The organism is Methylobacterium ajmalii, from assembly GCF_016613415.1.
Taxonomy (GTDB): Bacteria; Pseudomonadota; Alphaproteobacteria; order Rhizobiales; family Beijerinckiaceae; genus Methylobacterium; species Methylobacterium ajmalii.
In genome coordinates, this window is record NZ_JACWCT010000157.1 from 1 (window position 1) to 23,297 (window position 23,297).

Here is a 23,297-nt window from a genome sequence, read left to right on the forward strand (position 1 = left end):
GCCCGGGCGAGGGCGGCGGCCTCGACGAGGTGGTGGGCGCCCTCCCCCGTCGCGGCCGAGGAGGCTTGCGGCACGAAGCCGGCCGCCCGCAGGCCCGCCGCGAGGGCGGTGCCGGTGGCGCTTCCCGACACCGCGACGACGACCGCCGGGGCGACGTCCGGCGCCCGCGCCACCGGCTCGGCCGCGGCCAGGACCTCGAGCGGGATCTCGGCCCAGAAGGTCGAGCCGCGGCCGACCTCGCTCTCGACCCCGATCCGCCCGCCCATCGCGGCGACGAGGCGCTCGGCGATCGAAAGGCCGAGCCCGGTGCCGCCGAAGCGCCGGGTGGTCGAGCCGTCGGCCTGCGAGAAGGCGGAGAAGATCGTCGGCAGGATCTCGGCCGGGATGCCGATCCCGGTATCGGTGACGCTCAAGCGCAGGGCGGCCCCGGCCGCCCGGGTCTCGAGGCGCACGAGGACGTGGCCGGACTCGGTGAACTTGAGCGCGTTGTTGACGAAGTTGCCGAGAACCTGGCCGAGGCGCACCGGGTCGCCCGCGATCGAGAGCGGCACGTCGGCGGCCACGACCGCCGCGAGGTCGAGGTTCTTCGCCCGTGCCCGCTCGCCGAACAGCGTGACGACCGTGTCGGCGACCTCGGCCGGATCGAGGGCGATGCGCTCCAGCGTGAGCTTGCCGGCCTCGACCTTGGCGAAATCCAGGATGTCGTTGATGATCGCCAGCAGGCTCTGGCCCGAGCGGGCGATCACCTCGGCGTAGCGGCGCTGGCGCGCCGGCAGCTCGGCGGCGGCCAGCAGCTCGGCCATCACCAGCATGCCGTTCATCGGCGTGCGGATCTCGTGGCTCATGGTGGCCAGGAACGACGACTTGGCGCTGTTGGCGGCCTCCGCCGCCTCCATGGCCTCGCTGAGATCCTGGGTGCGGTCGCTCACCTCCTGCTCCAGCCGGGCCTGGTGGTCGAGCAGGCGGTCGTCGCGCTCGCGCACCGTGTCGAGGAGCCCGTTGAAGCTGGTGGCCAGCCGGCCGACCTCGTCGTCGGCGACCTCAGGGATCGCGGCCCGGCGGCCGTAATCGTGGTTCTCCCGCACCGCATCCATGGTGCGGGCGAGCGCGGTGAGCGGCCGCGTCAGGGTGCGGCCGAGGCGCCAGGCCACCGCGAACCCGACCGCCATGGCGAGCGCCGCCGCCAGGAGGCCGTTGCGCACGACGCCGAGGAGGCGGTCGGCGAGCTCGGAGGCGTTGGCGATCAGGGTCACGCGGCCGACGACCCGGGTGTTCTCGACGACCGGCACGCTGACCTTGGCGGTGTAGACGAACAGCAGCTGGAACGGGCTGAAGCCGCCGTCGTCGAGGTCGATGTCGTCGGCGAGCCGCAGGCCGCTGCCCTGCTCGGCCAGCACCGAGCCGTCGGGACGGGTCAGCCCGGCATAGACGACGCCCTTCACCTCCCGGATCGCCCGCAGGGCCGCGTGGGCGCCGGCCACGTCGTCGGCCGCGGCCGCGCCGGCGGCGGCGGCCGCGAAGACGCCGGCGAGGTCGGTCAGCGCCCGGCGGGTGTCGGCGGCGTAGCGGTTGGTCTCCTGCCAGCCGCCGATCACCGTGCCGGCGGCGAGCGCGACGATCACCGCGCCGAGCACCGCCCGGCCGAGGCGCACCGCGAGGCTGCGGGTGGCGCGCCCCCGGGACGCCGGGGCCTCGGCCGGGCGGTGCTCGGCATGCCCCTTGACATGCCGTTTGGCCGGTCCGGACCGGGGCGTGGCCGCCGGCGCGATGCCCGCAGCCTCGCGGCGGCGTGCGAACCGGAAGCGGCCGCCGGGCGCGGCGGATCCCTTGGTCACCGTGCGGTCGGCCAGGCGCTCCGGCGCCGGCGCGGCCGTCTCCTCGGCGGGGCGGATCAGTCGGGCGCGCAGGTCCCGGTTCTGGCCCGGTCCAGGATTTTCCGGCTCCATGGCCGCCCCCGCCCCGTCGCTCACCGCACCCACCTCACGCCGCCCGGCTCGCGGCCTGGCCGACGAGGTCGGCGACGGCGTCCCAGCGGGACAGGAAGGCCTCGACCACCGCCGGGTCGAAATGCGCGCCGGATTCCCGCAGCAGGAAGGCGTGGGCGGCCTCGAGCGTCCAGGCGCGCTTGTAGGGCCGGTCGCTCGTCAGGGCGTCGAACACGTCCGCCACGGCGACGATGCGGCCGGCCAGCGGGATGGCGGGCCCGGCAAGGCCGTTGGGGTAGCCCGTGCCGTCCCAGCGCTCGTGGTGGCTGACCGCGATCTCGGCGGCGAGGCGCACGACGTCGGACGAGCTGTTGGCGAGGATCCGCGCGCCGCGCTCGGCGTGGCGCTCCATCTCCCGCCGCTCCTCGGTGCTCAGGGGGCCGGGCTTGAGCAGGATCGCGTCGGGGATCGCGATCTTGCCGACGTCGTGCATCGTCGAGGCGAGGCTGATCAACCGGCACTGGTCGGGCGGCAGGCCGAGGGCCTCGGCGATGAGCACGGTGTAGTTCGCCACCCGGGCGACGTGATCGCCGGTATCGGTGTCGCGGTGCTCGGCGGCGCGCATCAGCACGGTGACGATCTCGCGCTCGCGCGCCTCGACCAGGGCGACGGCCGCCGCGACCTCCTCGGCGAGCCGGGCCGATTGCGCCGCCTCGGCCTTGTGGGCGCGGCGCAGGGCCAGCAGGTTGGTGACGCGGGCCCGGATCTCGACCGGGTCGACGGGCTTGTTGACGAAGTCGGTGGCGCCGGCCTCAAGGGCGGCGCGGCGCAAGGCGCGCTGGTCGAAGCTCGTCACCATGACGATCGGCACGTGGGCGAAGCCCGGCAGCGCCCGCAAGCCCCGGATCACCGCGAGGCCGTCCATGCCCGGCATCTCGTAATCGGTCAGGACGATGCCGATCTCGTCGGTATGGGCCGCCGCGCAGGCCAGGGCGTCGGCCGGCCGCGTGAAGCTCTCGGGCCGGCATCCCGCGATCGGCCGCAGCGCCTCGAGCATCAGCAGGTTGTTCAACTCCGCATCATCGAGGACGATCGCACGCATGAGGTCTCCTCCGGCGAGAGCTCGCCCCCGCCCCGCCATGGTGCCGGGGAAACCTTGACAACTCACCCCCGCGGGGCGGCGTTTTCGCGCGATCGGGCGCCGATCCGCCGGTTTGCGGCGTCAGAGGCTTTGAAAACCGGGCGCGAGCGGCGTAGAGCACGTGCGGCGGCCCCGCGACCCCGGAGCGGCGGCTGGACAGCCCCTCACACTTCCCGGCGCGGCACGAGACGGGCGCGCCTTCGCACGCAGGACAGACGAGACCAACACGATGGCCGGCTTCAAGGACCAGAACTTCAACGACCGGCGGAGCACGTCCGCGGACGCGAAGAAGGCCCTGCTGGAGAGGTTCCGGGCCCGGCCCGCCGCCGACGACCCGGAGATCCAGGCGCGCCTGGCGGAGCGCCAGAAGATCGCCGAGGCCCGCGCCGCCCGCAACGCCGAGCGCGAGGCCGCTAAGCAGGCCGAGGCCGAGCGCCGCGCCGCCGAGGAGGCCGAGGCCAAGGCCCAGGCCGAGCGCGAGGCCGCCGAGGCGGCGGAGCGCGAGGCGGCCATGGAGATCGAGCGCAAGGCGGCCCGCGACGCCCGCTACGCCGCCCGCAAGGCGCGCCGCAAGTAGGCGCCGCCCGGACGCGCAAACGGCCGCCCCGAGGGACGGCCGCCGACGTCTTCTCCACCCGCCGGGATCGCCCCCGGCGGGTTTTTCGTGCGCTCTCGCCTCATGCGGTTTCCGGGCGCTCGCTCCGGCGCCGCGCGGGCGGTTGATACCGTTTCCGGAAGCGATCTTCCGGAGGCGGTATCACTCGCCCTTGCGCGGACGGCCACGGCGGGCCGGGGTCGCCCCGGCCTCGCTGGCGCTCTCGGCCGCGAGGCGGGCCGCCGCCGCGCGGTCGCGCCGGATCTGGCCGAGCCCGAGGGTCTTGGCGAGCTCGGAGCGCTGGGCGGCGTAGGTCGCGGCGACCATCGGGTAGTCGTGCGGCAGGCCCCACTTCTGGCGGTACTGGTCCGGGGACAGCCCGCGGGTGGTCAGGTGGCGCTTGAGCGACTTGTAGGGCTTGCCGTCCTCGAGGCTGATGATGTGGTCCGGCGTGACGGTCTTGCGGATCGGCACCGGCGGCGTGGGCTTCTCGGGCTCGGGGGCCGGCGGGGCGGCGACGCGCTCGAGCGAGGCATGGACGGCCGCGATCAGGTTCGCGAGCTCTCCGACCGGAACCGAATTCTTCGACACGTAGGCCGACACGATATCGGCCGAGAGATTGATCAGGTGCGAGGTCGGCGCCAGTTCGTCAGTGCTCATGAAGCTCCCCCTTTTTGAAAAACTTCTTTGCACATGTCGCCAAATTTCCTAACAGTCAATGAAAATTTTTATTTCCGAGTAGATTGTAACGGATAAGCGGGCCGCCGACACATTTTCCAGGGTGCCGCTGCTTATGAAAACGGCGCTTCATTGCCAATGGGCGGTTGTATATCGAACGATTGCTCATTGGTTGGTCCCGGCACTGACACGGCTGGGCAAAGCGAAGCCGATCCCGCACATCCGTGACAGGAAGACAGTTCCGCAGACAAGATTCCTGCAAGATCAATACTATCGGTTGCAATCCGTACCGGCGAACCCGTCCGGCAGTGGCATCGGCATGCCGACGACGATCGCGCCTAAAATACAACTTCAAGGTGCATTTAGTGCAGCTGGCTGCCGGCATGAAAAAAGGGCACCCGCCGCTTCCGGCGGGTGCCCTCGGGCCGCCTTGCGGCGGCGGGGGAAGCGACGCGCGGGCGCGCGCCGCGGTCAGGGCTTCGGCGCGGAGGCCGGGGTCGCGGGCTTGCCGGCCGCAGGGGCGGGACCGGCGGCCTTCGGAGCCGCGGCCCATTCGGGATCGGGCCGCGGGCCGTTCGGCGCGCCGGTCGCGGCGGTGAGCTGCCCCGCCGCGGTGTCGTTGGCACGGGTCCAGGTCTGCGAGCCGCACAGGAAGCCCATCAGGCAGCCGCGGACGTTGAGCTCGCCGGCCTCCTCGGTCCAGATCGTGACGTCGTAGAGCTTGCCGTCGTCGGCGTTGTAGATCTGGCCCTCGTAGCGGTTATCCGCGTTGGGCTTGAGACCCATGATGAGCTGGTGGCCGAGGGCCGGCCGGCCGCGCTTCTTGGCGTCGACGTTCTTGAAATCGACCCGCGGCTGGCCCTTGTCGTCGTTGGGGGTCTTGAGCCAGACGGCGTAGCCGCAGACCCGGTCGGTGCGGCTCGGGCACTTCTCGATCCGGATGCGGGCGCGACCGTCCTCGGTCAGCCAAGTCCCGCTCGGGTCTTTGGGGGAGGCGAGCGCCCCCGCCGAGGACAGGCCGAGGGCCACGAGCGCCCCGGTCAGGACCTTCTTCATCTTGTACACCCTCGTCTGGCGGCGCGGTCCGCCCATACCGTGATCCGTCGCTGATGCCGCATCGCGCGGCCGGATGCCAGAGGCCGGCCCATTGCGTCGGAATCGTGGGCGGCCGGGACGGACATGCTGCCTCACGGCGGGATGTCACATGGCCGGCCGCTCCTGCGGCGAGCTAGAGCAGCGACGCCGGGCGGCAACCCGCCCGGACCGAACACCGCCGAATTCGACCGTCGCGATCTCGATTCCCGCGATGCCGAGGCCGGCTGTCTCGATGCCTGCGACTTCGATTGCCGCGATTTCGACTGCCGCGCCGCGGCGTCCCGCATCACCGCCAAGGCTGCCGCATGTTCACGACCGAGCTTCTCGTGATGACCTCCGCCACCCTCGGGGCGATCGTCATCGTGCTCGCCGCCCGGCCGGGCGTCAGCCTGCGCGCGAGCCTGCCGCGGCTGCCCCGCACCGCCGCCGCCCGTCGCCCCGTCGGGCGCTAGAGCCGGGCGCCGGCCGGGTCTCGCGGGAGGTCTTGCGCGGGAGCCTCGGGCGGACGGCGCCGCCCGTCCGGGAATTGCGGGGAGAGCGGCCGGTTTTTCGTGCGGTGCAGCACCGCGGGAACCCGCAAAGGCTGCTAGACTTCGGGACATTGAATGCCGCGCCCTCGCGGCGCCCTGCCCCGAGGAGCCTTCCCGACCGTGCCGCACGCCTCCGAGCTGATCGCCATCATCGCCCTCGGGCTCGTCTTCGCGTTCGTCGGCGGCATGCTCGCGCAGCGTCTGAAGCTGCCGCCCCTGGTCGGATACCTGCTCGCCGGCGTCGCGGTCGGCCCGCACACGCCGGGCTTCGTCGGCAACGCGGAGCTGGCCGGGCAGCTCGCCGAGATCGGCGTGATCCTGCTGATGTTCGGCGTCGGCCTGCACTTCTCGATCGGCGACCTGATGTCGGTGCGCGCCATCGCGCTGCCCGGCGCCGTGGTGCAGATCGCGGTCGCGACCGTGATGGGGCTGGCCTTGAGCTTCGCCTGGGGCTGGGGGCTGGGCGCCGGCCTCGTCTTCGGTCTCGCCCTGTCGGTCGCCTCGACGGTGGTGCTGCTGCGGGCGCTGGAGGAGCGCGGGCTCCTCGATTCCGACAAGGGGCGCATCGCGGTCGGCTGGCTCATCGTCGAGGACCTGGCGATGGTGCTGGCCTTGGTGCTGCTGCCGGCGCTCGCCGGCCCGCTCGGCGGCGAGAGCGCCGGGGCGGCGCACGGCATCGCCGGCGACGGCAACATCTGGCTCACCCTCGGGCTCACCTTTGCCAAGGTGACGGCCTTCGCGGTGGTGATGCTGGCGGGCGGGCGCCGGGTGGTGCCGTGGATCCTCGACCAGGCCGCCCGCACCGGCTCGCGCGAATTGTTCACCCTGGCGGTGCTGGCGCTGGCCCTCGGCATCGCCTTCGGGTCGGCCGAGCTGTTCGGCGTCTCCTTCGCGCTCGGCGCCTTCTTCGCCGGCATGGTGCTCGCCGAATCCGACCTCAGCCACCAGGCGGCCGCCGACTCGCTGCCGCTGCAGGACGCCTTCGCGGTCCTGTTCTTCGTCTCGGTCGGCATGCTGTTCGACCCGACGATCCTCCTGCGCGAGCCGCTCGCCGTGCTCGCCACCCTGGCGATCATCCTGGTCGGCAAGTCGCTCGCCGCGGTGGCGATCGTACTGGCCTTCCGCCACCCTTTGTCCACGGCGCTGACCATCGCGGCGAGCCTCGCCCAGATCGGCGAGTTCTCGTTCATCCTGGCGAGCCTCGGCATCGGCCTGAAGCTCCTGCCGCCGGAAGGGCGCGACCTGATCCTGGCCGGCTCGCTCCTCTCCATCACCCTCAATCCGCTGATCTTCGGTGCGCTCAGCCGCCTCGCCGGCTTCGTCGAGGCGCGCCCGGGCCTCGCCGCCCGGTTCGAGCGCGGCGGCGAGCAGATCGCGGTCTCGGCCCACGCCAAGGGCCGGGAGGGACACGCGGTGGTGGTCGGCTACGGCCGGGTCGGCGGCGCGATCGGCAAGGCGCTAGCGGCCTGGGAGCTGCCCTACGTCGTGGTCGAGCGCGACCGGCGCCGGGTCGAGGAGCTGCGCTCCGCCGGCATCGCGGCGGTGTTCGGCGATGCCGGGGCCCCCGGCATCCTCGACGCCGCCGATATCGGGCGGGCGCGCCTCCTCGTCGTGGCGAGCCCGGATTCGCACCAGGCCCGCCGCCTGATCGAGATCGCCCGCGAGGCCAATCCGGGCATCGACACGGTGGTGCGCACCCACAGCGACACCGAGCGGCGCAACCTCGAGGAGGAGAAGGTCGGTCTGGTGCTGATGGCCGAGCGCGAGGTCGGCTTCGGCATGGCGCTCTACGCCCTGCGCAGCCTCGGGCTCGGCGAGGGCGAGGCGCGACTGTTCATCGATACCAGCCGGGCCGAGAGCCGCGCCGAGCCGGTCGCCGAGGCGGAGCCCGAACTCGGCGCCCCGGAGCTGCGGCCGCACCGCGAGGCGCCGGCGGAGTCGTGACGCCGGCGCGCAACCCGGCTTCCCGCGCGTCCCCGTCGAGCCGGTAAGATCTTGCGTCGTTCGGTCGGCTCACCTTCGGCGCCGGGGCGTGCTATCCAGGGTGACGGAGCCCGATTCGCTCATCAAGATCTGCACATGACGAGCCTGCGCAAGACCGCCCCGGCCCGCCCGGCCACGATCGCGGCAGCCACCCACGGCTTCGCCGCGGCCACGCGCCTGCGCCGCCCCGCCAACGACAACCGGCCCGCCCCGGGGCGTCGACGCAACCTCGCCCTCGTCGCGGGCGCCTGGCTCGTCGGCCTCGTCGCGGCGGCCCTCGCCCTCTGGCGCACCGGGGGATTCTGACCCCGCCGGGGCTTTGCCCGCGTTCCGGTGCTACCGCTGAACGAGGCTTGAAACGGAGCGCGCCCGCCGGGCGGGATCAACCGCCGGGCGAGCGCGCCGAAACAGGTCTGGATCGCGTCGCGACGGACGGATCAACGGTGGTGGTGGTGGCGGTGCATGCGGCGGTGCTTCATCATGCGCTTGTGGCGCATCATCGGGCGCACCGACTGGCGCGGGGCCATGCCGACGGACGGGGCGCCGCCGGGAGCACCCATCTCGCGCTGCGCGCCGCCGAGCGGGCCGCCGGCCTGCGAGCCGGAATTGTTGTAGGGCGAGCCGCCCTGGGCGAAGGCCGGAGCGGCGGCGACGGTGAGGACTGCCGCGACCAGGCAGGACTTGAGGATGTTCATCGGGCACCTCGGGTAGCTCAGCCCGTCACGCCGGGCCGTGATGAGAAGACGCACACGGCCGCGTTTGGTTTCATGGCTCCGCTTGATTCCGCACGCTTCCTGTGGACGGCGGCCCGGAACGGAGGTCGGCACGGCCGCTGGAGGAGCGGGCCCCGCCCCTCCCCCGTCGGCGGCGCCCGCGCGGCTCACCAGCTGGTGAGCACCGCGCCGCCGAACTTGCTCTCGATGAAGGCTTTCACCTCCGGCGAGCGGTAGGACTCGACCAGGGTCGCGACCCAGGGCTTGTCCTTGTCGGTGCTGCGCACCGCGATCACGTTGACGTAGGGGCCCTTGGGCTCCTCCTTCAGGATCGCATCGCCGGGCTTGAGGCCGGCCGCGGTGGCGTAGTTGGTGTTGACCGCCGCCGCGTCGACGTCGTCGAGCGAGCGCGGGGTCTGGGCCGCATCGACCTCGACGATGCGCAGGCGCTTCGTGTTCTCGGTGATGTCGGCGACGCTCGGCTTGAAGCCGACGCCCGGCTTCAGCTTGATCAGCCCCTTGTCCTGCAGGAGCAGCAGGGCGCGGCCGCCGTTGGTCGGGTCGTTGGGGATCGCCACCGTGCCGCCGGCCGGCACCGCGTCGAAGCTCTTGTGGCGCTTCGAGTAGACGCCCATCGGGAAGTTCACCGTCTGGGCGACGCTCTCGATCTTGTAGCCGCGATCGGCCTTCTGGTTGTCGAGATAGGGCTGGTGCTGGAACGAGTTGGCCTCGAGCTCGCCCGACGACAGCGCCTCGTTCGGCACGACGTAGTCCGAAAACTCGACGACCTGGAGGTCGAGGCCCTTCTTGGCGGCGATCGGCTTGACCGCCTCGAGGATCTGGGCGTGCGGGCCCGGCGTGACGCCGACGCGCACGCGCTGGCCCTGCGCGAGGGCGGGCAGGCTGACGGCGGTGAGGAGCACCGCCAGGGTGAGGGTACGCAGCATCGGGATCACGCTCCGAGAAGATTCTTGAGACGGGGAAAGGGGGTCAGCCGTGGCGCAGGCGCTTGTTCATGCGCCGCGCCAGCCGGTCGCCGAGGGTCTGGACCAGCTGCACCAGGACGATCAGCACCACCACGACGGCGAGCATCATCTCGGGCATGAAGCGCTGGTAGCCGTAGCGGATGCCGAGGTCGCCCAGGCCCCCGCCGCCGACGGCGCCGACCATCGCCGAGAAGCCGATCAGCGACACCACCGCCAGGGTGAGGCCGAGCACGATGCCGGGCAGGGCCTCGGGGATCAGGACCTTGAGGACGATCTGGAGCGGACTCGCGCCGAAGGCCCGGGCCGCCTCGACGAGGCCGCCATCGACCTCCCGCACCGCGCCCTCGACGAGGCGGGCGATGAAGGGGATCGCCGCGACGGTGAGCGGCACGGTGGCGGCGCTGGTGCCGATCGAGGTGCCGGCGATCAGCCGGGTGAACGGGATGATCGCCACCACCAGGATGATGAACGGCGTCGAGCGGGTGGCGTTGACGACGAGGCCGAGCACCCGGTTGGCCCAGGGCGCGGCGAGAAGCTCGCCCCGCCCGCTGGTGGCGAGGAACACGCCGAGCGGCAGGCCGACCAGCGTGCCCAGCGAGGCCGCGACCGCCACCATCTGCAGCGTGTCGAGGGTGGCCTGGACGAGGAGGCGGGTCAGTTCAGGCGACATGCGAGGAGTCCGGTGCGCCGGGCACGGCGGTCCGTTGCCAACCGGCGAGGTCGAGGGTGCCGAGGAGCTCGACGTCGAGGCCGCGGGCGGCGAGGAACTCGGTCGCCCGGGTCACCGTGGCGGCGTCGGGCGGGATCCCGACCACCAGGGTGCCGAACGGCCGGCCTGCGATCTCGTCGACCGTGCCCGACAGGATGCCGGCCGGGATGCCGACGTCGCGGGTGAGCTGGGCCAGCACCGGATCGGTCGCGTGCGGGCCCCGGAAGGTGATGCGCAGGACCGCCTGCTTGCCCTCGCCCGCTCCGGGCAGGGCCGGGCCGGGCGTGAGGCGCGCGGCGAGGGCCGGCGGCAGGGTGCGGCCGGTCTCCTCGTCGAGGAAGGTACGGGTGATCGCGGCTCTCGGCCGGGTGAAGACCTCGAACACGTCGCCGCTCTCGGCGATGCGGCCGCCGTCCAGCACCGCGACCTCGTGGGCGATCGACCGGATCACCGCCATCTCGTGGGTGATGAGCAGGATCGTCAGGCCGAGCTCGCGATTGATCCGGCCGAGCAGGTCGAGGATCGAGCGGGTCGTCTCGGGATCGAGGGCCGAGGTCGCCTCGTCGGAGAGCAGCACCTTCGGGTTGGTGGCGAGCGCCCGCGCGATGCCGACGCGCTGCTTCTGCCCGCCGGACAGCTCCGCCGGGTAGCGGTCGGCCTGGGGCCCGAGCCCGACGAGGTCGAGGAGCTCGGCGACCCGGGCGCGGATCGCGCTCCGCTCGTAGCCCGCCACCTCGAGGGGCAGCGCGACGTTGCCGGCGGCGGTGCGGGCCGAGAGCAGGTTGAAGTGCTGGAAGATCATGCCGATCCCGCGGCGCTCCCGCCGCAGGGCGAATTCCGACAGGCTCGAGATCTCGGCCTCGCCGACGATCACCCGGCCGCGGCTCGGCCGCTCCAGCCCGTTGACGAGGCGGATCAGCGTCGACTTGCCGGCGCCCGAGCGGCCGATGACGCCGAGCACCCGGCCGCGGGGCACGGAGAGGTCGATGTCCTCGAGCGCCGTGACCGCGCCGGCGCCCCGGCGGGCGGTGTAGGTCTTGCCCACCCCTTCGAGGCGCACGAGGGCGTCGCGGGGATCGAGACGGCCGCCCAGGTCCGCCGGCACCGACACGCGGACGGGGGCCGTCACGGCGCGCGGGTCCGGGCGGGCGGGGAGACGGGAGCGGTCATCGGGGTCCTTCGGCGGGGCATCTGGTGGCCGGCACAGAACCCCAGAACCGGACTTTCTGTCAACCGGAATGTTCTTTTTGCAGAACGCGCCGGGGGAGAAGACCTTTTTCCGTCCGGTCGCGCGCCCGTCAACGCCCGGGTGCCGCGACGACCCGCAGAAAACCGTGCATTCTCCGGGATCTGCCCTTGCCCTCCCGGGTCCGCGCGGCCCAGGACGAGGGCTCGCAGGAGTGCGCGATGCGACGCCAACCCTTCGGACGCACCGGGCCCGCGGTGCCGGTGATCGGGCAGGGAACCTGGTACCTCGACGAGGGCGAGCCGACCGTGGCGGCCGCCGCGCTCAACCGCGGGCTCGACGTCGGGATGAGCCACGTCGACACCGCCGAGATGTACGGCGAGGCCGAGCCGCTGATCGCCGAGGCGATCGGCGACCGGCGCGACGAGGTCTTTCTGGTCTCCAAGGTCCTGCCCGGCAACGCCTCGCGCCGGGGCACGATCGAGGCCTGCGAGCGCTCGCTCCGGCGCCTGGGGACCGACCGTCTCGACTGCTACCTTCTGCACTGGCGCGGGCCGCACCCCCTCGCGGAGACCTTCGCGGCCTTCGAGGACCTGGTGCGGGCGGGCAAGATCCTGTCCTGGGGCGTCAGCAACTTCGACGTCGACGACCTCGACGAGGCGTTGCGCCTGGCGGGGCCCGGCCGCATCGCCTGCAACCAGGTGCTCTACCATCTGGAAGAGCGCGCCATCGAGCACGCGGTGCTGCCCTGGTGCCGGCGGCACGGCGTCGCCGTGGTGGCCTACAGCCCGTTCGGGCACGACAGCTTCCCGGGGCCGGCGACGCCCGGCGGCCGGGTGCTGGCCGAGATCGCCGAGAGCCGCGGCGCGACGCCCCGCCAGGTGGCGCTCGCCGCCCTCACCCGCGAGCCCGGGATGCTGGCGATCCCCAAGGCCTCGAGCCCGGCCCATGCGGCCGAGAATGCCGGCGGGGGCGGCCTGACCTTGAGCGAGGCCGAACTCGCCCGAATCGACGCCGCCTTCCCGCGCGGGCCGAAGCCGCGTCACCTGCCGATGCTGTAGGGGCGCGCGGCCGCCGTCAGGCCGCGCCGCGATCCGGCGCCGCGCTGGCGTGCAGGCTGTCGCGCAGGGCCAGGATCTCGTCGCGCAGGGCGATCAGCCGGTCCGCAGGCTGGCCCGAGGCGCAGACGATCTCGTTGGGGAACGGCATCGCCCGCTCGCGCAGCGCGGCGCCCGCCTCGGTCAGGCTGATGCGCATCAGCCGCTCGTCCTGCGAATCGCGGGCCCGGTGCACCAAGCCCGCCGCCTCCAGGCGCTTGAGCAGCGGCGTGAGCGTGCCGGAATCGAGATAGAGGCGCTGCCCCAGGGATTTCATCGTCTGCCCGTCCTGCTCCCAGAGCAGCAGCAGCACCAGGTATTGCGGGTAGGTCAGGCCGAGCCGGTCGAGGAGGGGCTTGTAGATCCTGTTGAAGGCGTGCGCGGCGGAATAGACCGCAAAGCAGATCTGGCTGGACAGAAGCAGCGCGGCGGCGCCGTCGTCGCCGGCATCGGTGTCGGACATGTCCCGCTCCTCAAGGCGCTCCCCCGGGCCGGACCCGACCGTGGGCCGCCCGAAACGAGCCGGAGGCTCGCGATTGCCTATCATCATATTCCTACCGATGCGCAAAAATCAAATTGCGCACAATGAGAAAGGGGACTATGACCCTGTCATGGCGGATCCGGGACCGCCCGGGATCGCAACCGCTCCCGGAGCCCCGCCCGCCCCGACAGCAGGAGAAGTCCGATGTCCGTCGACGTGAAGTACACCACCCAGGCGACCGCGACCGGCGGCCGCGACGGCCGCGCCCAGACCCAGGACGGCAGCCTCGACGTCAAGCTGTCGACCCCCAAGGAGCTCGGCGGCGGCGGTGGCGCCGGCAACAACCCCGAGCAGCTCTTCGCGGCCGGCTACGCCGCCTGCTTCCTCGGCGCGATGAAGTTCGTCGGCGGCCAGGAGAAGATCGCGGTTCCGGCCGACACCACCGTGACCGCGAAGGTCGGCATCGGCCCGCGCTCGGAGGGCGGCTTCGGCATCACCGCCGACCTGACCGTCTCGCTGCCGGGCCTCGACAAGGCGACCGCCCAGACGCTGGTCGAGAAGGCCCACCAGGTGTGCCCGTACTCGAACGCCACCCGCGGCAACGTCGATGTCGGCCTGACGGTCGCGTAGGCATCGGGACAGGGCGGCCGCGCGCCGCCCCGACCGTTCGAGGCGCCCCTCCTGTCGGAGCGGGCGCCTCTTTCGTCTTCAGCCGGGCCGGCGCAGGCAGGCGGCGGCGAGCGCCAGGAAGGCGCGGGCGCGGTGCGAGAGGGCCTCGCGCTCGTCCCAGTCGATGCCGTGCTTCTCCTCCGACGAGAGTTCGCCGAAGGTCAGCGGAGAATCGTCGGGCTTGAACATCGGGTCGTAGCCGAACCCCTTGTCGCCGCGCGGCGGCCAGACCAGCTCGCCGAAGACCCGGCCCTCGAACAGCTCCTCGTGCCCGTCCGGCCAGGTCAGGACCAGGGCCGAGACGAAGTGGGCCCGCCGGTCGGTGGCGCCACGGGTCGAAAGCTCGCGCTCGATGCGCGCCATCGCGCCGGAAAAGTCCTTCGAGCCGCCGGACCAGCGGGCCGAGAACAGCCCGGGCGCTCCGTCGAGCGCGTTCACGCACAGGCCCGAATCGTCCGCGAAGGCCGGCAGCCCGGTGGCGTTCGTCGCCGCCCGCGCCTTGATGGCGGCGTTCTCGGAGAACATCGTGCCGGTCTCGTCCGGCTCGGGCAGGTTCAGCTCGCCGGCCGAGACCGCCTCGACGCCGAAGGGGGCCAGCAGCTCGCGCATCTCGCGCAGCTTGCCGGCATTGTGGGTCGCGATCACGACCCGCCCGGAGAGGAGGCGGCCCATCAGGCGATCGCCCGCTTCTGGAGCGCCACCAGCTCGGCGACGCCCGCCTTGGCGAGCCGCAGGAGGCTCAGGAACTCCTCCTCGGAGAACGGCTTCACCTCCGCCGTGCCCTGCACCTCGACGATGCCGCCGCTGCCCGTGATGACGAAGTTGGCGTCGGTCTCGGCGCCGGAATCCTCGGCATAGTCCAGGTCGAGGACCGGCGTGCCCTTGTGGATGCCGCAGGAGATCGCCGCGACGTGGTCGCGCATCGGATCGACCGAGATGATCGAGCGGCCGCGCATCCAGGTGAAGCACTCGTGGAGCGCCACCCAGGCGCCGGTGATCGCCGCCGTGCGGGTGCCACCGTCGGCCTGGAGCACGTCGCAATCGACCACGATCTGGCGCTCGCCCACCGCCGGCAGGTTGACGACGGCGCGCAGCGAACGGCCGATCAGGCGCTGGATCTCCTGGGTGCGGCCGGAGGGCTTGCCGGAATTTACCTCGCGCCGGTTGCGGTCGTGGGTGGCGCGCGGCAGCATGCTGTACTCGGCGGTGACCCAGCCCTTGCCGGAGCCGCGCAGCCACGACGGCCCGCGATCCTCCAGCGAGGCGGTGCACAGCACCTTGGTCTCACCGAAGGTCACGAGGCACGAGCCCTCGGCGTAGCGCGAGACGCCCCGTTCCAGCGTGACCTTGCGCAGCTCGTCGGGGGCGCGCTTCGAGGGGCGCATGGGCAACTCCTGTGCAGGGCGTCGCGCGCGAGACGGCGCGACGCGGGATCGCGAGGTCGCGCGCTCTTAGGCGCTGCCGCCGGGAGCGGCAAGGGGACCGGGGGCCTTGCGGCGGTCGGAAGCCGGACCCGCGACGCCCGCCCCGTCCGGGCAAGCTCGGGATTTTCATCGACAACAACATGTTCGCTACGTCAGGACATAGACCAACACGATCTCGAAATTTCATGATGCTTTAAATATTTCTCTTCAAGTATAGGCTATTGCCTGTTTGATCGGAGTTTTGCGATGGTCCGTGCCTGCAAATTGAGCAAGATATCGGTTCGCACGCGCATCGCTGCCATCAATCTGGTACTGTTCCTCGGATTCGCGGCCATCGCGGCGATTTCCTACGTCGCGAAGAACGACATCAGCGATTCCATCGCCGACCAGCAAAGATATCAGTCGTTGGCCGATCGCGCCGGATCGGTCCGCAATCAGATCAGCGAATTGCAGGTCACCTCGCGCGTGTGGATGTCCAGCCGCATCGGCAATCACGCCGCCGCATTCGAAGCGCAGCTGCGCAGCGCGAAGGACAGCGCGCTCGAATTGAAGGCCCTATCGAACCATGAAACCATCGCCGGCGATATCGACAAGCTGATTGCCGAGATCGACGTCATCTCGACGAAGGGCAAAGAGGTCGACCAGGTCTTGCAGACCATCGGATACGCCGCCGACGAGGGGACCAACGGCAAGCTCAAGGCTGCGTCCGACGAGCTGGAAAGCCTGGTGAAGCCGCTGTTCCTGGAGGACGACGCGATCGGGATCCGCCTGTGGGCGGCAACCCTCGGGATGATGCGGCAGGTCGAGGCCTCGCGCGGCACGTCGAGCGATGCGGCGGAGGGCAACTTCGAGGGCGAATTGTCCCGCTTCGAGCGCTGGCTGAAACGATACGAGGCGGCTCACGAAGACGAAGGCCGGCCGATCAGGCAGGCCGGCACGGCCTACGCCGCCGCGTTCCAGCAATGGTGGACGACGGAGAAGCGCGCGACGATCGCCGGCGAGCATCTCAACGACCGTTTCGCGCTCGTGAAGCCGATCATCGATTCGCTGCTGGACAAGACGAATGCGATCACCGTGAGCGCGAGGGAGCGGCTGGCCGAATCGCAGGCGCAGACGTTCCTGCTGATCATGTCGGTCATCTGCACCTCGCTCCTGGTCGGGCTCGGCATATCGGTGTTCGTCGGCCGCTCGATCGCGACCCCGCTGGCGCGGCTGCAGGAGGCGATGATCGGGCTCGCCGGAGGGCGGACCGACGTCGAGATCCCGCTGACCGACGCGCAGGACGAGATCGGCGCGATGGCCCGCACGCTGCTGGTGTTCCGCAACAGCGGCCTGGAGCGCGAGATGCTGACCCGCGACCGCGAGCAGGCCCTGGGCCGCGACCGACGCCGGACCGAATTCGTCGATGCCGCCATCCAGGCGTTCGACGCTTCGGTCAAGACCGTCCTCGGCGACGTGCGGGCGGCCATCGAGACGCTCGGCGGCGCCTCCCGCGACCTGGAGGTCGCCTCCCGGCACGTCACCCGGCAGGCCTCGCAGGCAAGCACCGCGGCGGAGCGCGCCTCCAGCAGCGTCTCCACCGTCGCCAGCGCCGCCGAGGAGCTGGATGCCTCGATCGCCGAGGTCGTCGACAAGACCAACACGTCGACGACGATCTCGTCCCGGGCGGTCCAGCAGGCGCTCGGCGCCGTCGACCGGATGGCGTCGTTGGCCCATGCCACGCAGCAGATCGATGCCGTCGCCGGAGCGATCCGGACGATCGCCGGCCAGACCAACCTTCTTGCCCTGAATGCGACCATCGAGGCCGCCCGCGCGGGCGAGGCCGGACGCGGCTTCGCCGTGGTCGCCGCCGAGGTCAAGGCGCTCGCCGACGAGACGAGCCGCGCGACCGAGGAGATCGCCCGGCAGATCCATCAGATCCATTCGGCGACCGGCACGACGGTCGAGGCCCTCGGCAGCGTCAAGGACACGATCGTCGAGCTCTCCCACATCATCGACGAGATCGCCGCGACGATCTCGCAGCAGAAGAGCACGGTGTCGGAGATCGCGGGAAGCGCGGCGAACGTCGCGAGCGAGTCGATCGCGAGCTCGAAGGCGATCCTGTCGACCGAGGACGCGGCCCAGGTCTCCTCCAACGCCTCGGGCTCCATCGCGTCCTTGTCGCGCCGGATCGAGGAGAACGCCGAACGGCTCGACGTCGAGGTCGGGCGCTTCATGGAGCAGGTGCGGGCGGCGTAGCCGATCGTCGGCGAGCGCCCGTGGAAGTCGCGAGCGACCTTTTCGACGGCTCTTCGCTCCCCCCTCCCGGCCTCATCCCGAGAGCGAGAGGGGGGATAAGGTCTTCAACTCAGGGCGAACCAGCCCTCAGTAGTAACCGTAGCCCCGGTGATGATGCCGGTCGTGGTGATGGCCCCACCCGCCGTGGTGACCCCAGTGCCGGTGGGGGCGATGGTGGCCCCAGCCGCCGTGATGGTGATGATGGTGCCCCCAGCCGTGGTGGCGCCGGTGATGGTGATGATGGCGGCCTCCGCCGTGGTGGTCGCCCCAGCCGTGGTGATGGCCGTACTGGACCTGGACCGGCCCGCCCTCGGGCACGCCGGAGGCACCCGGCGCGAAGGGAGCCGCCTCAGCGGCACCGCCCGCGAGGAGGCCGCCTGCCACCATGGCCGCCGCCGCCAGCATCCGCCGGCCGGCCCGCATCGGGTTGCGCATCGTCAGCATCGTCGCCTCCGGTTCGTCTCGCCGCACCGCGGTGCGGCCGTCGAGGGACACAATGGTGCCGCGGGACTGAACGCGGACTGAGATCGCGAGTCGGCTTCCGTTCAGGCACCCTCCCGCCCCGCGCTCCTGCGACGCCCAAGGAATCCTGCGACGCCTAAGGGATCCTGCAACACCGAAGGGGTTTCCGCCGCGCGGCGTCCCGTCCGCTTGCGTGCGGCGCGGCAGGGCCGCACAGTGAGGGGTCGTTTGGCTGCCGTTGGGTTGATGAACACGCGCGACCTTCCACCCCTGCCGGGCGGTTCCGGGCAGGCCCGTGCCCTGGCCGAGCTCAACGAGCGCTCGCGGGAAATCTTTCGCCAGATCGTCGAGAGCTACCTCGCCACGGGGGAGCCGGTGGGGTCGCGCAACCTCGCCCGCATCCTGCCGATGGCGCTCTCGCCGGCCTCGATCCGCAACGTGATGTCGGATCTCGAGCAGGCCGGGCTGATCTTCGCCCCCCATACCAGCGCCGGGCGGCTCCCCACCGAGCACGGCCTGCGCTTCTTCGTCGACGCGCTGCTCGAGCTCGGCGATGTCGGCCAGGAGGAGAAGGGAAGGATCGAGGCGCAGATGCGCGCCGCCGCCTCGCGCCACCACACCTTCGAGAGCGCGCTGACCGAGGCCTCGGTGCTGCTGTCGGGCATCTCGCGCGGGGCGGGCGTCGTCGTCACGACGAAGCAGAACCCGCGCCTTCGCCACATCGAGTTCGTGCGCCTCGATCCCGGCCGCGCCCTGGTGGTGCTGGTCTCCGACGACGGCTCGGTCGAGAACCGCCTGCTCGACCTGCCGGCGGGCCTGCCGGCGGGCGCGCTGCAGGAAGCCTCGAACTTCCTCAACGCCCGCATCCGCGGCCGGACCCTCGGCGAGGTGCGTGGCGAGATCGAGACCGCCCGGGCGGCGATGAAGCAGGAGCTCGACGAGCTCACCGAGCGCCTGGTCGATGCGGGATTGGCCCGCTCGGTCGGACCTAGCGAGGAGCGCCAGCTGATCGTGCGCGGGCAGGCCAACCTCCTCGACGACCTGCGGGCGGCCGAGGACCTCGAGCGCATCCGCCTGCTCTTCAGCGACCTCGAGAGCCAGAAGGACGTCATCGATCTCCTGTCGCGCGCCGAGGGCGGCGAGGGCGTACGGATCTTCATCGGCTCGGAGAACAAGCTGTTCTCGCTCTCCGGCTCGTCGATGATCGCCGCTCCGTTCCGTGACGGCAGCCAGACCATCGTGGGCGTCGTCGGCGTCATCGGGCCGACCCGGCTCAACTACGCCCGCATCGTCCCGATGGTCGATTTCACCGCCCGGGTGGTGTCGCGGATGCTGGAGCGCGGGCGCGGCTGACCCGCGCCCGGAGCGCAACCGGTTTGTGATGTGGGAAACGCGAAAATCGCGGTTGTCCCCCGGATTCACAAGCGCGGCCGGCTCCGTCATGGTCGGGCGATGGCTCGTGATTCCCTGACGCCGTGAGCGCCCCGTCCCGCCCCCTGCGCAGCCACCAGCGCAGCCTGTCCGAGCTCGTGGCCTCGCTCGCCCGCGGCGAGGCGTCCGGCATCCACGACATCCTGGCGGCGGTGACGCCCGGCGGCGGCAAGTCGCTGCTCCCGGTCATCGCCGCCGCCCGGCTGATCGCCGCGGGAATCGTCGAGCGGGTGGTCTGGGTCGTGCCCCGGGATTCGCTGCGGCTCCAGGCGGAGGAGGCCTTCGCCGATCCGGCCTGGCGGGCGGCGCTCGACCACAACCTCTCGGTGCGGGCCGCCGACAACTCGCCCGATCCGAGCCGGGGCTTGGCCGGCTACGTCACCACCTACCAGGCGGTGGCCGCCGCCCCCGCCCTGCACCTCGCCGAGATGCGCCGCCACCGCACCCTCCTCGTCGTCGACGAGGTCCACCACCTGCCGGCTCTGGCCGAGGGGGAGGCGGGGAGCGAGGCCGGACGGAGCGAGGCGGCGGCCTGGAGCCAGGCGTTGCTGCCGCTGTTTCGCGCCGCGCATCTGCGGCTCCTCCTCTCCGGCACCCTGGAGCGGGCCGACGGCCGCCGCATCCTGTGGCTGCCCTACCGCACCGAGAACGGTGCGCCGAGCCCGGACATCGACGCGCCGGGCTGGGCGGTGATCGGCTATTCGCGGGCCGAGGCGCTCGCCGAGAAGGCCGTGCTGCCGGTCAATTTCGGCGCCCTCGACGGCGAGGCGAGCTGGCTCGAGGGCGGGCGCACCTCCGGCCAGGCCCGCGTCGGCCCGCACCGGCTCTCGGGGTCGGGCCCGAGCGCGACGACCCGGCCGGCCCTGTTCACGGCGCTCCGCACCGGGTTCGCCCGCGATCTCCTGCGCGAGGCCTTCTTCGCCACCCGCCGCCTGCGGGCCGAGCGGCGGCGCCGGCGCGGCCTTCGGAACACCGACGCCGTGCGCGGCCTGGGCAAGCTCCTGGTCGTCGCGCCCGACCAGGCGAGCGCGCAGAGCTACCACGCCATGCTCCAGGCCTGGATGCCGGAGGAGCAGGCGCGGCGCGACGTGCGCATCGCCACCTCGGCCGAGGCCGACGCCCACGCGGCGCTCGCCGCCTTCCGGCTCACCCCCGAGCCCGCCGTGCTGGTCACGGTGGCGATGGCCTACGAGGGGCTCGACGCCCCCGAGGTCGCGGTCGTGGCGGCGCTGACCCACATCCGCTCGCGCCCCTGGCTCGAGCAGATGATCGCCCGGGCGACCCGGGTCGATCCCCATGCCGGCGACTACGCCGACCAGCACGCCCTGGTCTTCCACCCCGACGACCCGCTCTTCGCGCAGTTCCGCGCCCGGATCGAGACCGAGCAGGCAACCGCGACGCGCCCGCGCAAGCGCCCGGCCGGCGCCGGCTCGCCCGAGCCGCGGCCGCCGGCGCCGACCGACGACGGCATCGTGCCGCTGGAGAGCAACGCGCTCGGCCTGCGCTACGCCATGCTGCGGCCCGGCCCCTCCGTCGCCCTCGCCCGCCCCGAGGCGAAGGAGGGCGACACGGCCCCCGTGCCGCCCTCCCGGATCGAGCGGGCGCTGCGCGCCCGGGTCGCCGCCATGGTGACCGCCCAGGCGGTGGAGGACGAGGCCGAGCTGCGCGTGACCCCCGGCGCTCCCCTGCCCCACCGCTACAACGCGGTGCTCAAGCGCCTCTTCGGCAACAAGAGCCGCGCCGCCATGACGGCCGAGGAGCTGGAATCGGCGCTCGCCTGGCTGGAGCGCAACCGGCTGCAGGACCACCTGCACCTCCTGGAGGGCGACACCCGCTACGCCTGGAGCACCCGGCGGCGCTGGGCGGGGATGGAGCGGCGGCCGGGGTGAGGCCGGCGCCCTTGCGTGGGCGCCGCCGGGCCCCACATCGACGGCTCTTACCGGAAGGGCCCTCACGATGTTCGATGCCAAGCGCCTGCTCGACCAGTTCCTCGGCGGCGCGCCCAGGGGCGGGCATTCCAGTGGTCCCTTTGCCGGTGGCCCCTTCGACGGCCATCCCGGCCAGGCACCCTATGGGCAGGGCCATTCCGGGCACGCCCCCTCCCCCCTCGAACAGGTCGCCCGGTCCCTCGGCGGTGGGGGCGCCAAGGGGGCGATCCTCGGCGGGCTCGCCTCGCTCGTGCTCGGCGGGCGGCGCGGACGGGGCGGGAGCGGATTCGGGATACCCGGCATGGGGTCGGGCATGGGGTCGGGCATGGGGTCGGGCATGGGCTCCACCGGCCGGGTCGGCGGCCTCGCCCTCGTCGCGACGCTGGCCTACCAGGCCTACCAGAGCTGGCAGGCGAACCAGGGCCAGCGCGGGTCCGCGCCGCCGCGGGCGGCCGGCTTCATTCCCTCCGCCGACGAGGCGGCCCGGATGCTCGGCGGGACCCGCTTCGCCCCGGCCTCGGCGGCCGACGAGCAGGACCGGGCCCGCGCGCTCCTGATCGCGATGATCACCGCCGCCAAGGCCGACGGCCATATCGACGCCGACGAGCAGCAGCGGATTTTCGGCGAGATGGACCGTCATGCCCTCGACGCCGACGACAAGGCGTTCCTGATGGATGCCCTGCGCGCGCCGGTCGACGTCGAGGCGGTGGCGCGCCTCGCCCGTGGCCCGGAACAGGCGAGCGAGCTCTACACCGCCTCCCTGATGGCGATCCGGGTCGACACGCCCCAGGAGCGGGCCTATCTCGACCACCTCGCCCGGCGGCTCGGGCTCGATCCGGGGCTCGCGCGCCACATCGAAGCCACGCTCGCGGCCGCCTCACCGTAAAGGTGAACACTTCGTTACCGGCGTTAACCATTCGCTAACCATCCGGCGCGCCTGATGGGCTGGTAACGAGTCGTAAACCCGTGACCAGCCAGACCCAAACCCGCCCACCGATTCGCTTTCGCGGCCGCTCGTTCCTGGCGGTCGTGCTCGCGCCCGAGGCGCCGATCGAGGATTGGCTCGCCGACCTCGACGCGCTCGCCAAGCGCTCTCCGGCGTTCTTCGCCGGCCGCGCGGTGATCCTCGACGTGACCGCCCTGGCCCCGAGCCGGGACGCGCTCCGGGAGCTGGTGACCGCCCTCACTGCGCGCGAGATTCCCATCATGGGAATCGAGGGCGCCGGGGCGGGGTCGCTCGGCCCCGGGATGCCGCCGCCCCTGAACGGCGGCCGGCCCTCGGGCGAGGTGGCGATGCCCGGCGAGGCGCCGCCCGCCGCTCCCGTCGAGCGCGTGACCGGCGCGAAGTCGCTGATGCTGGAGAGCCCGGTCCGCTCGGGCCAGGCGATCCTCTTCCCCGAGGGCGACGTGACGGTGATGGGCTCGGTCGCCTCCGGCGCCGAGGTGATCGCCGGCGGCTCGATCCACATCTACGGGGCGCTGCGCGGGCGCGCCATCGCGGGGGCGGCCGGCACGCCCGGCGCCCGGATCTTCTGCCGCAAGTTCGAGCCCGAACTGCTCGCGATCGACGGCCTCTACCGCATCGCCGACGACATCGAGCCGTCCTTGCGCGGCCGCGCCGTGCAGGTCTGGCTCGAAGGCGACGCCATGAAGGCCGCGGCGCTCGACTAGTCGTCCACCGTCCCGGAACTCCGCCGGGGGGATCTCGAAAGAAAACACACGCAGCGGCCGCGCCGGCCGCGACTTCGCAATTCGATCGGTAAGGGGGATCCATGGCCAAGGTCATCGTGGTGACATCCGGCAAGGGAGGGGTGGGCAAGACCACCACGACGGCCGCCCTGGGGGCGGCGCTCGCCAAGACCGGCCAGAGCGTCTGCGTGGTCGACTTCGATGTCGGCCTGCGCAACCTCGACCTCATCATGGGCGCCGAGCGCCGGGTCGTCTACGACCTCATCAACGTCGTCCAGGGCGACGCCAAGCTCCCCCA

24 protein-coding genes are annotated in these 23,297 nt (G+C 72.2%); 12 read left to right on the plus strand and 12 right to left on the minus strand.

Going from position 1 to position 23,297, the window contains the following annotated elements; translation table 11 throughout:
* Together HPY23_RS27995 and HPY23_RS28000 are read right to left on the minus strand one after the other, a co-directional pair.
* On the minus strand, window positions 1–1,970 hold a 1,970-nt coding region (locus HPY23_RS27995), incomplete at its 3' end, for a hybrid sensor histidine kinase/response regulator (RefSeq protein ID WP_338101106.1).
* 10 nt (window positions 1,971–1,980) lie between these two features.
* Window positions 1,981–3,027, minus strand: coding sequence for an HD-GYP domain-containing protein (locus HPY23_RS28000; RefSeq protein WP_091890682.1), 1,047 nt, complete (start codon window positions 3,025–3,027; stop codon window positions 1,981–1,983).
* A gap of 268 nt (window positions 3,028–3,295) precedes the next feature.
* Here HPY23_RS28000 and HPY23_RS28005 point away from each other — a divergent pair, with 268 nt between their 5' ends.
* Window positions 3,296–3,643, plus strand: coding sequence for a DUF6481 family protein (locus tag HPY23_RS28005; RefSeq protein ID WP_091890685.1), 348 nt, complete (start codon window positions 3,296–3,298; stop codon window positions 3,641–3,643).
* A 180-nt stretch (window positions 3,644–3,823) separates the two neighbouring features.
* Here HPY23_RS28005 and HPY23_RS28010 read toward each other — a convergent pair whose 3' ends face one another.
* Window positions 3,824–4,321, minus strand: coding sequence for a Ros/MucR family transcriptional regulator (locus HPY23_RS28010; RefSeq protein ID WP_091890688.1), 498 nt, complete (start codon window positions 4,319–4,321; stop codon window positions 3,824–3,826).
* Between the two features lie 489 nt (window positions 4,322–4,810).
* Window positions 4,811–5,395 carry a DUF2147 domain-containing protein gene (locus HPY23_RS28015; protein WP_091754453.1) on the minus strand — a complete coding sequence of 195 codons (585 nt, stop codon included), beginning with the start codon at window positions 5,393–5,395 and terminating at the stop codon, window positions 4,811–4,813.
* Between the two features lie 344 nt (window positions 5,396–5,739).
* Between HPY23_RS28015 and HPY23_RS28020 the strand changes: the two genes are divergently transcribed.
* The 3 genes from HPY23_RS28020 (at window position 5,740) to HPY23_RS28030 (ending at window position 8,253) form a co-directional block, all read left to right on the plus strand.
* Window positions 5,740–5,886: a hypothetical protein gene (locus HPY23_RS28020; RefSeq protein WP_175540078.1), complete on the plus strand. Its 147-nt coding sequence runs from the start codon at window positions 5,740–5,742 to the stop codon at window positions 5,884–5,886.
* A gap of 198 nt (window positions 5,887–6,084) precedes the next feature.
* Complete coding sequence (locus HPY23_RS28025; RefSeq protein ID WP_060847405.1) at window positions 6,085–7,908, plus strand: cation:proton antiporter domain-containing protein; 1,824 nt, start codon at window positions 6,085–6,087, stop codon at window positions 7,906–7,908.
* A 135-nt stretch (window positions 7,909–8,043) separates the two neighbouring features.
* Window positions 8,044–8,253, plus strand: a complete 210-nt coding sequence (locus tag HPY23_RS28030) for a hypothetical protein (protein WP_060847404.1) — start codon at window positions 8,044–8,046, stop codon at window positions 8,251–8,253.
* A 131-nt stretch (window positions 8,254–8,384) separates the two neighbouring features.
* On the opposite strand, the gene HPY23_RS28035 is transcribed toward HPY23_RS28030, so the two are convergent.
* The 4 genes from HPY23_RS28035 to HPY23_RS28050 all read right to left on the minus strand — a co-directional run bounded on the left by HPY23_RS28035 (window position 8,385) and on the right by HPY23_RS28050 (window position 11,484).
* Window positions 8,385–8,642 carry a hypothetical protein gene (locus tag HPY23_RS28035; protein ID WP_060847403.1) on the minus strand — a complete coding sequence of 86 codons (258 nt, stop codon included), beginning with the start codon at window positions 8,640–8,642 and terminating at the stop codon, window positions 8,385–8,387.
* Between the two features lie 185 nt (window positions 8,643–8,827).
* The gene (locus HPY23_RS28040; RefSeq protein ID WP_060847402.1) at window positions 8,828–9,607 is read right to left on the minus strand and encodes a MetQ/NlpA family ABC transporter substrate-binding protein; all 780 of its coding nucleotides are present in this window, start codon (window positions 9,605–9,607) and stop codon (window positions 8,828–8,830) included.
* Between the two features lie 43 nt (window positions 9,608–9,650).
* Window positions 9,651–10,316: a methionine ABC transporter permease gene (locus HPY23_RS28045; protein ID WP_060847401.1), complete on the minus strand. Its 666-nt coding sequence runs from the start codon at window positions 10,314–10,316 to the stop codon at window positions 9,651–9,653.
* Complete coding sequence (locus HPY23_RS28050; protein ID WP_091890691.1) at window positions 10,306–11,484, minus strand: methionine ABC transporter ATP-binding protein; 1,179 nt, start codon at window positions 11,482–11,484, stop codon at window positions 10,306–10,308. Before HPY23_RS28050 ends, HPY23_RS28045 begins: the two co-directional genes overlap by 11 nt.
* A 278-nt stretch (window positions 11,485–11,762) precedes the next feature.
* Here HPY23_RS28050 and HPY23_RS28055 point away from each other — a divergent pair, with 278 nt between their 5' ends.
* Window positions 11,763–12,602 carry an aldo/keto reductase gene (locus tag HPY23_RS28055; protein ID WP_060847399.1) on the plus strand — a complete coding sequence of 280 codons (840 nt, stop codon included), beginning with the start codon at window positions 11,763–11,765 and terminating at the stop codon, window positions 12,600–12,602.
* A gap of 16 nt (window positions 12,603–12,618) precedes the next feature.
* Here HPY23_RS28055 and HPY23_RS28060 read toward each other — a convergent pair whose 3' ends face one another.
* Window positions 12,619–13,101 carry a MarR family winged helix-turn-helix transcriptional regulator gene (locus HPY23_RS28060; protein WP_060847398.1) on the minus strand — a complete coding sequence of 161 codons (483 nt, stop codon included), beginning with the start codon at window positions 13,099–13,101 and terminating at the stop codon, window positions 12,619–12,621.
* 222 nt (window positions 13,102–13,323) lie between these two features.
* Between HPY23_RS28060 and HPY23_RS28065 the strand changes: the two genes are divergently transcribed.
* Window positions 13,324–13,749, plus strand: coding sequence for an organic hydroperoxide resistance protein (locus tag HPY23_RS28065; protein ID WP_060847397.1), 426 nt, complete (start codon window positions 13,324–13,326; stop codon window positions 13,747–13,749).
* Window positions 13,750–13,827: 78 nt separating this feature from the next.
* Here the strand turns inward: HPY23_RS28065 and rdgB are convergent, their stop codons facing one another.
* Window positions 13,828–14,460 carry an RdgB/HAM1 family non-canonical purine NTP pyrophosphatase gene (gene rdgB / locus HPY23_RS28070; RefSeq protein WP_060847396.1) on the minus strand — a complete coding sequence of 211 codons (633 nt, stop codon included), beginning with the start codon at window positions 14,458–14,460 and terminating at the stop codon, window positions 13,828–13,830.
* Window positions 14,460–15,173 carry a ribonuclease PH gene (gene rph / locus HPY23_RS28075; RefSeq protein WP_091890694.1) on the minus strand — a complete coding sequence of 238 codons (714 nt, stop codon included), beginning with the start codon at window positions 15,171–15,173 and terminating at the stop codon, window positions 14,460–14,462. Before rph ends, rdgB begins: the two co-directional genes overlap by 1 nt.
* A gap of 285 nt (window positions 15,174–15,458) precedes the next feature.
* Here rph and HPY23_RS28080 point away from each other — a divergent pair, with 285 nt between their 5' ends.
* Window positions 15,459–17,450 (plus strand): methyl-accepting chemotaxis protein, encoded by a 1,992-nt coding sequence (locus HPY23_RS28080; RefSeq protein WP_091890697.1) that lies wholly within the window; start codon window positions 15,459–15,461, stop codon window positions 17,448–17,450.
* Between the two features lie 126 nt (window positions 17,451–17,576).
* Here HPY23_RS28080 and HPY23_RS28085 read toward each other — a convergent pair whose 3' ends face one another.
* Window positions 17,577–17,933 carry a hypothetical protein gene (locus HPY23_RS28085; RefSeq protein ID WP_236013026.1) on the minus strand — a complete coding sequence of 119 codons (357 nt, stop codon included), beginning with the start codon at window positions 17,931–17,933 and terminating at the stop codon, window positions 17,577–17,579.
* A gap of 264 nt (window positions 17,934–18,197) precedes the next feature.
* Between HPY23_RS28085 and hrcA the strand changes: the two genes are divergently transcribed.
* From hrcA to HPY23_RS28110, 5 genes are all read left to right on the plus strand, one after another.
* The gene (hrcA, locus tag HPY23_RS28090; protein WP_091890700.1) at window positions 18,198–19,304 is read left to right on the plus strand and encodes a heat-inducible transcriptional repressor HrcA; all 1,107 of its coding nucleotides are present in this window, start codon (window positions 18,198–18,200) and stop codon (window positions 19,302–19,304) included.
* A gap of 122 nt (window positions 19,305–19,426) precedes the next feature.
* A complete protein-coding gene (locus HPY23_RS28095) occupies window positions 19,427–21,271 on the plus strand; it encodes a DEAD/DEAH box helicase (protein WP_082742539.1) in 1,845 nt (614 codons plus the stop codon).
* A gap of 67 nt (window positions 21,272–21,338) precedes the next feature.
* Window positions 21,339–22,196, plus strand: a complete 858-nt coding sequence (locus HPY23_RS28100; RefSeq protein ID WP_091890703.1) for a tellurite resistance TerB family protein — start codon at window positions 21,339–21,341, stop codon at window positions 22,194–22,196.
* An 80-nt stretch (window positions 22,197–22,276) separates the two neighbouring features.
* A complete protein-coding gene (gene minC, locus HPY23_RS28105; RefSeq protein ID WP_060847390.1) occupies window positions 22,277–22,981 on the plus strand; it encodes a septum site-determining protein MinC in 705 nt (234 codons plus the stop codon).
* Between the two features lie 101 nt (window positions 22,982–23,082).
* Window positions 23,083–23,297, plus strand: a 215-nt coding sequence (locus HPY23_RS28110) for a nucleotide-binding protein (RefSeq protein ID WP_200649708.1), incomplete at its 3' end; no start/stop codon positions are given.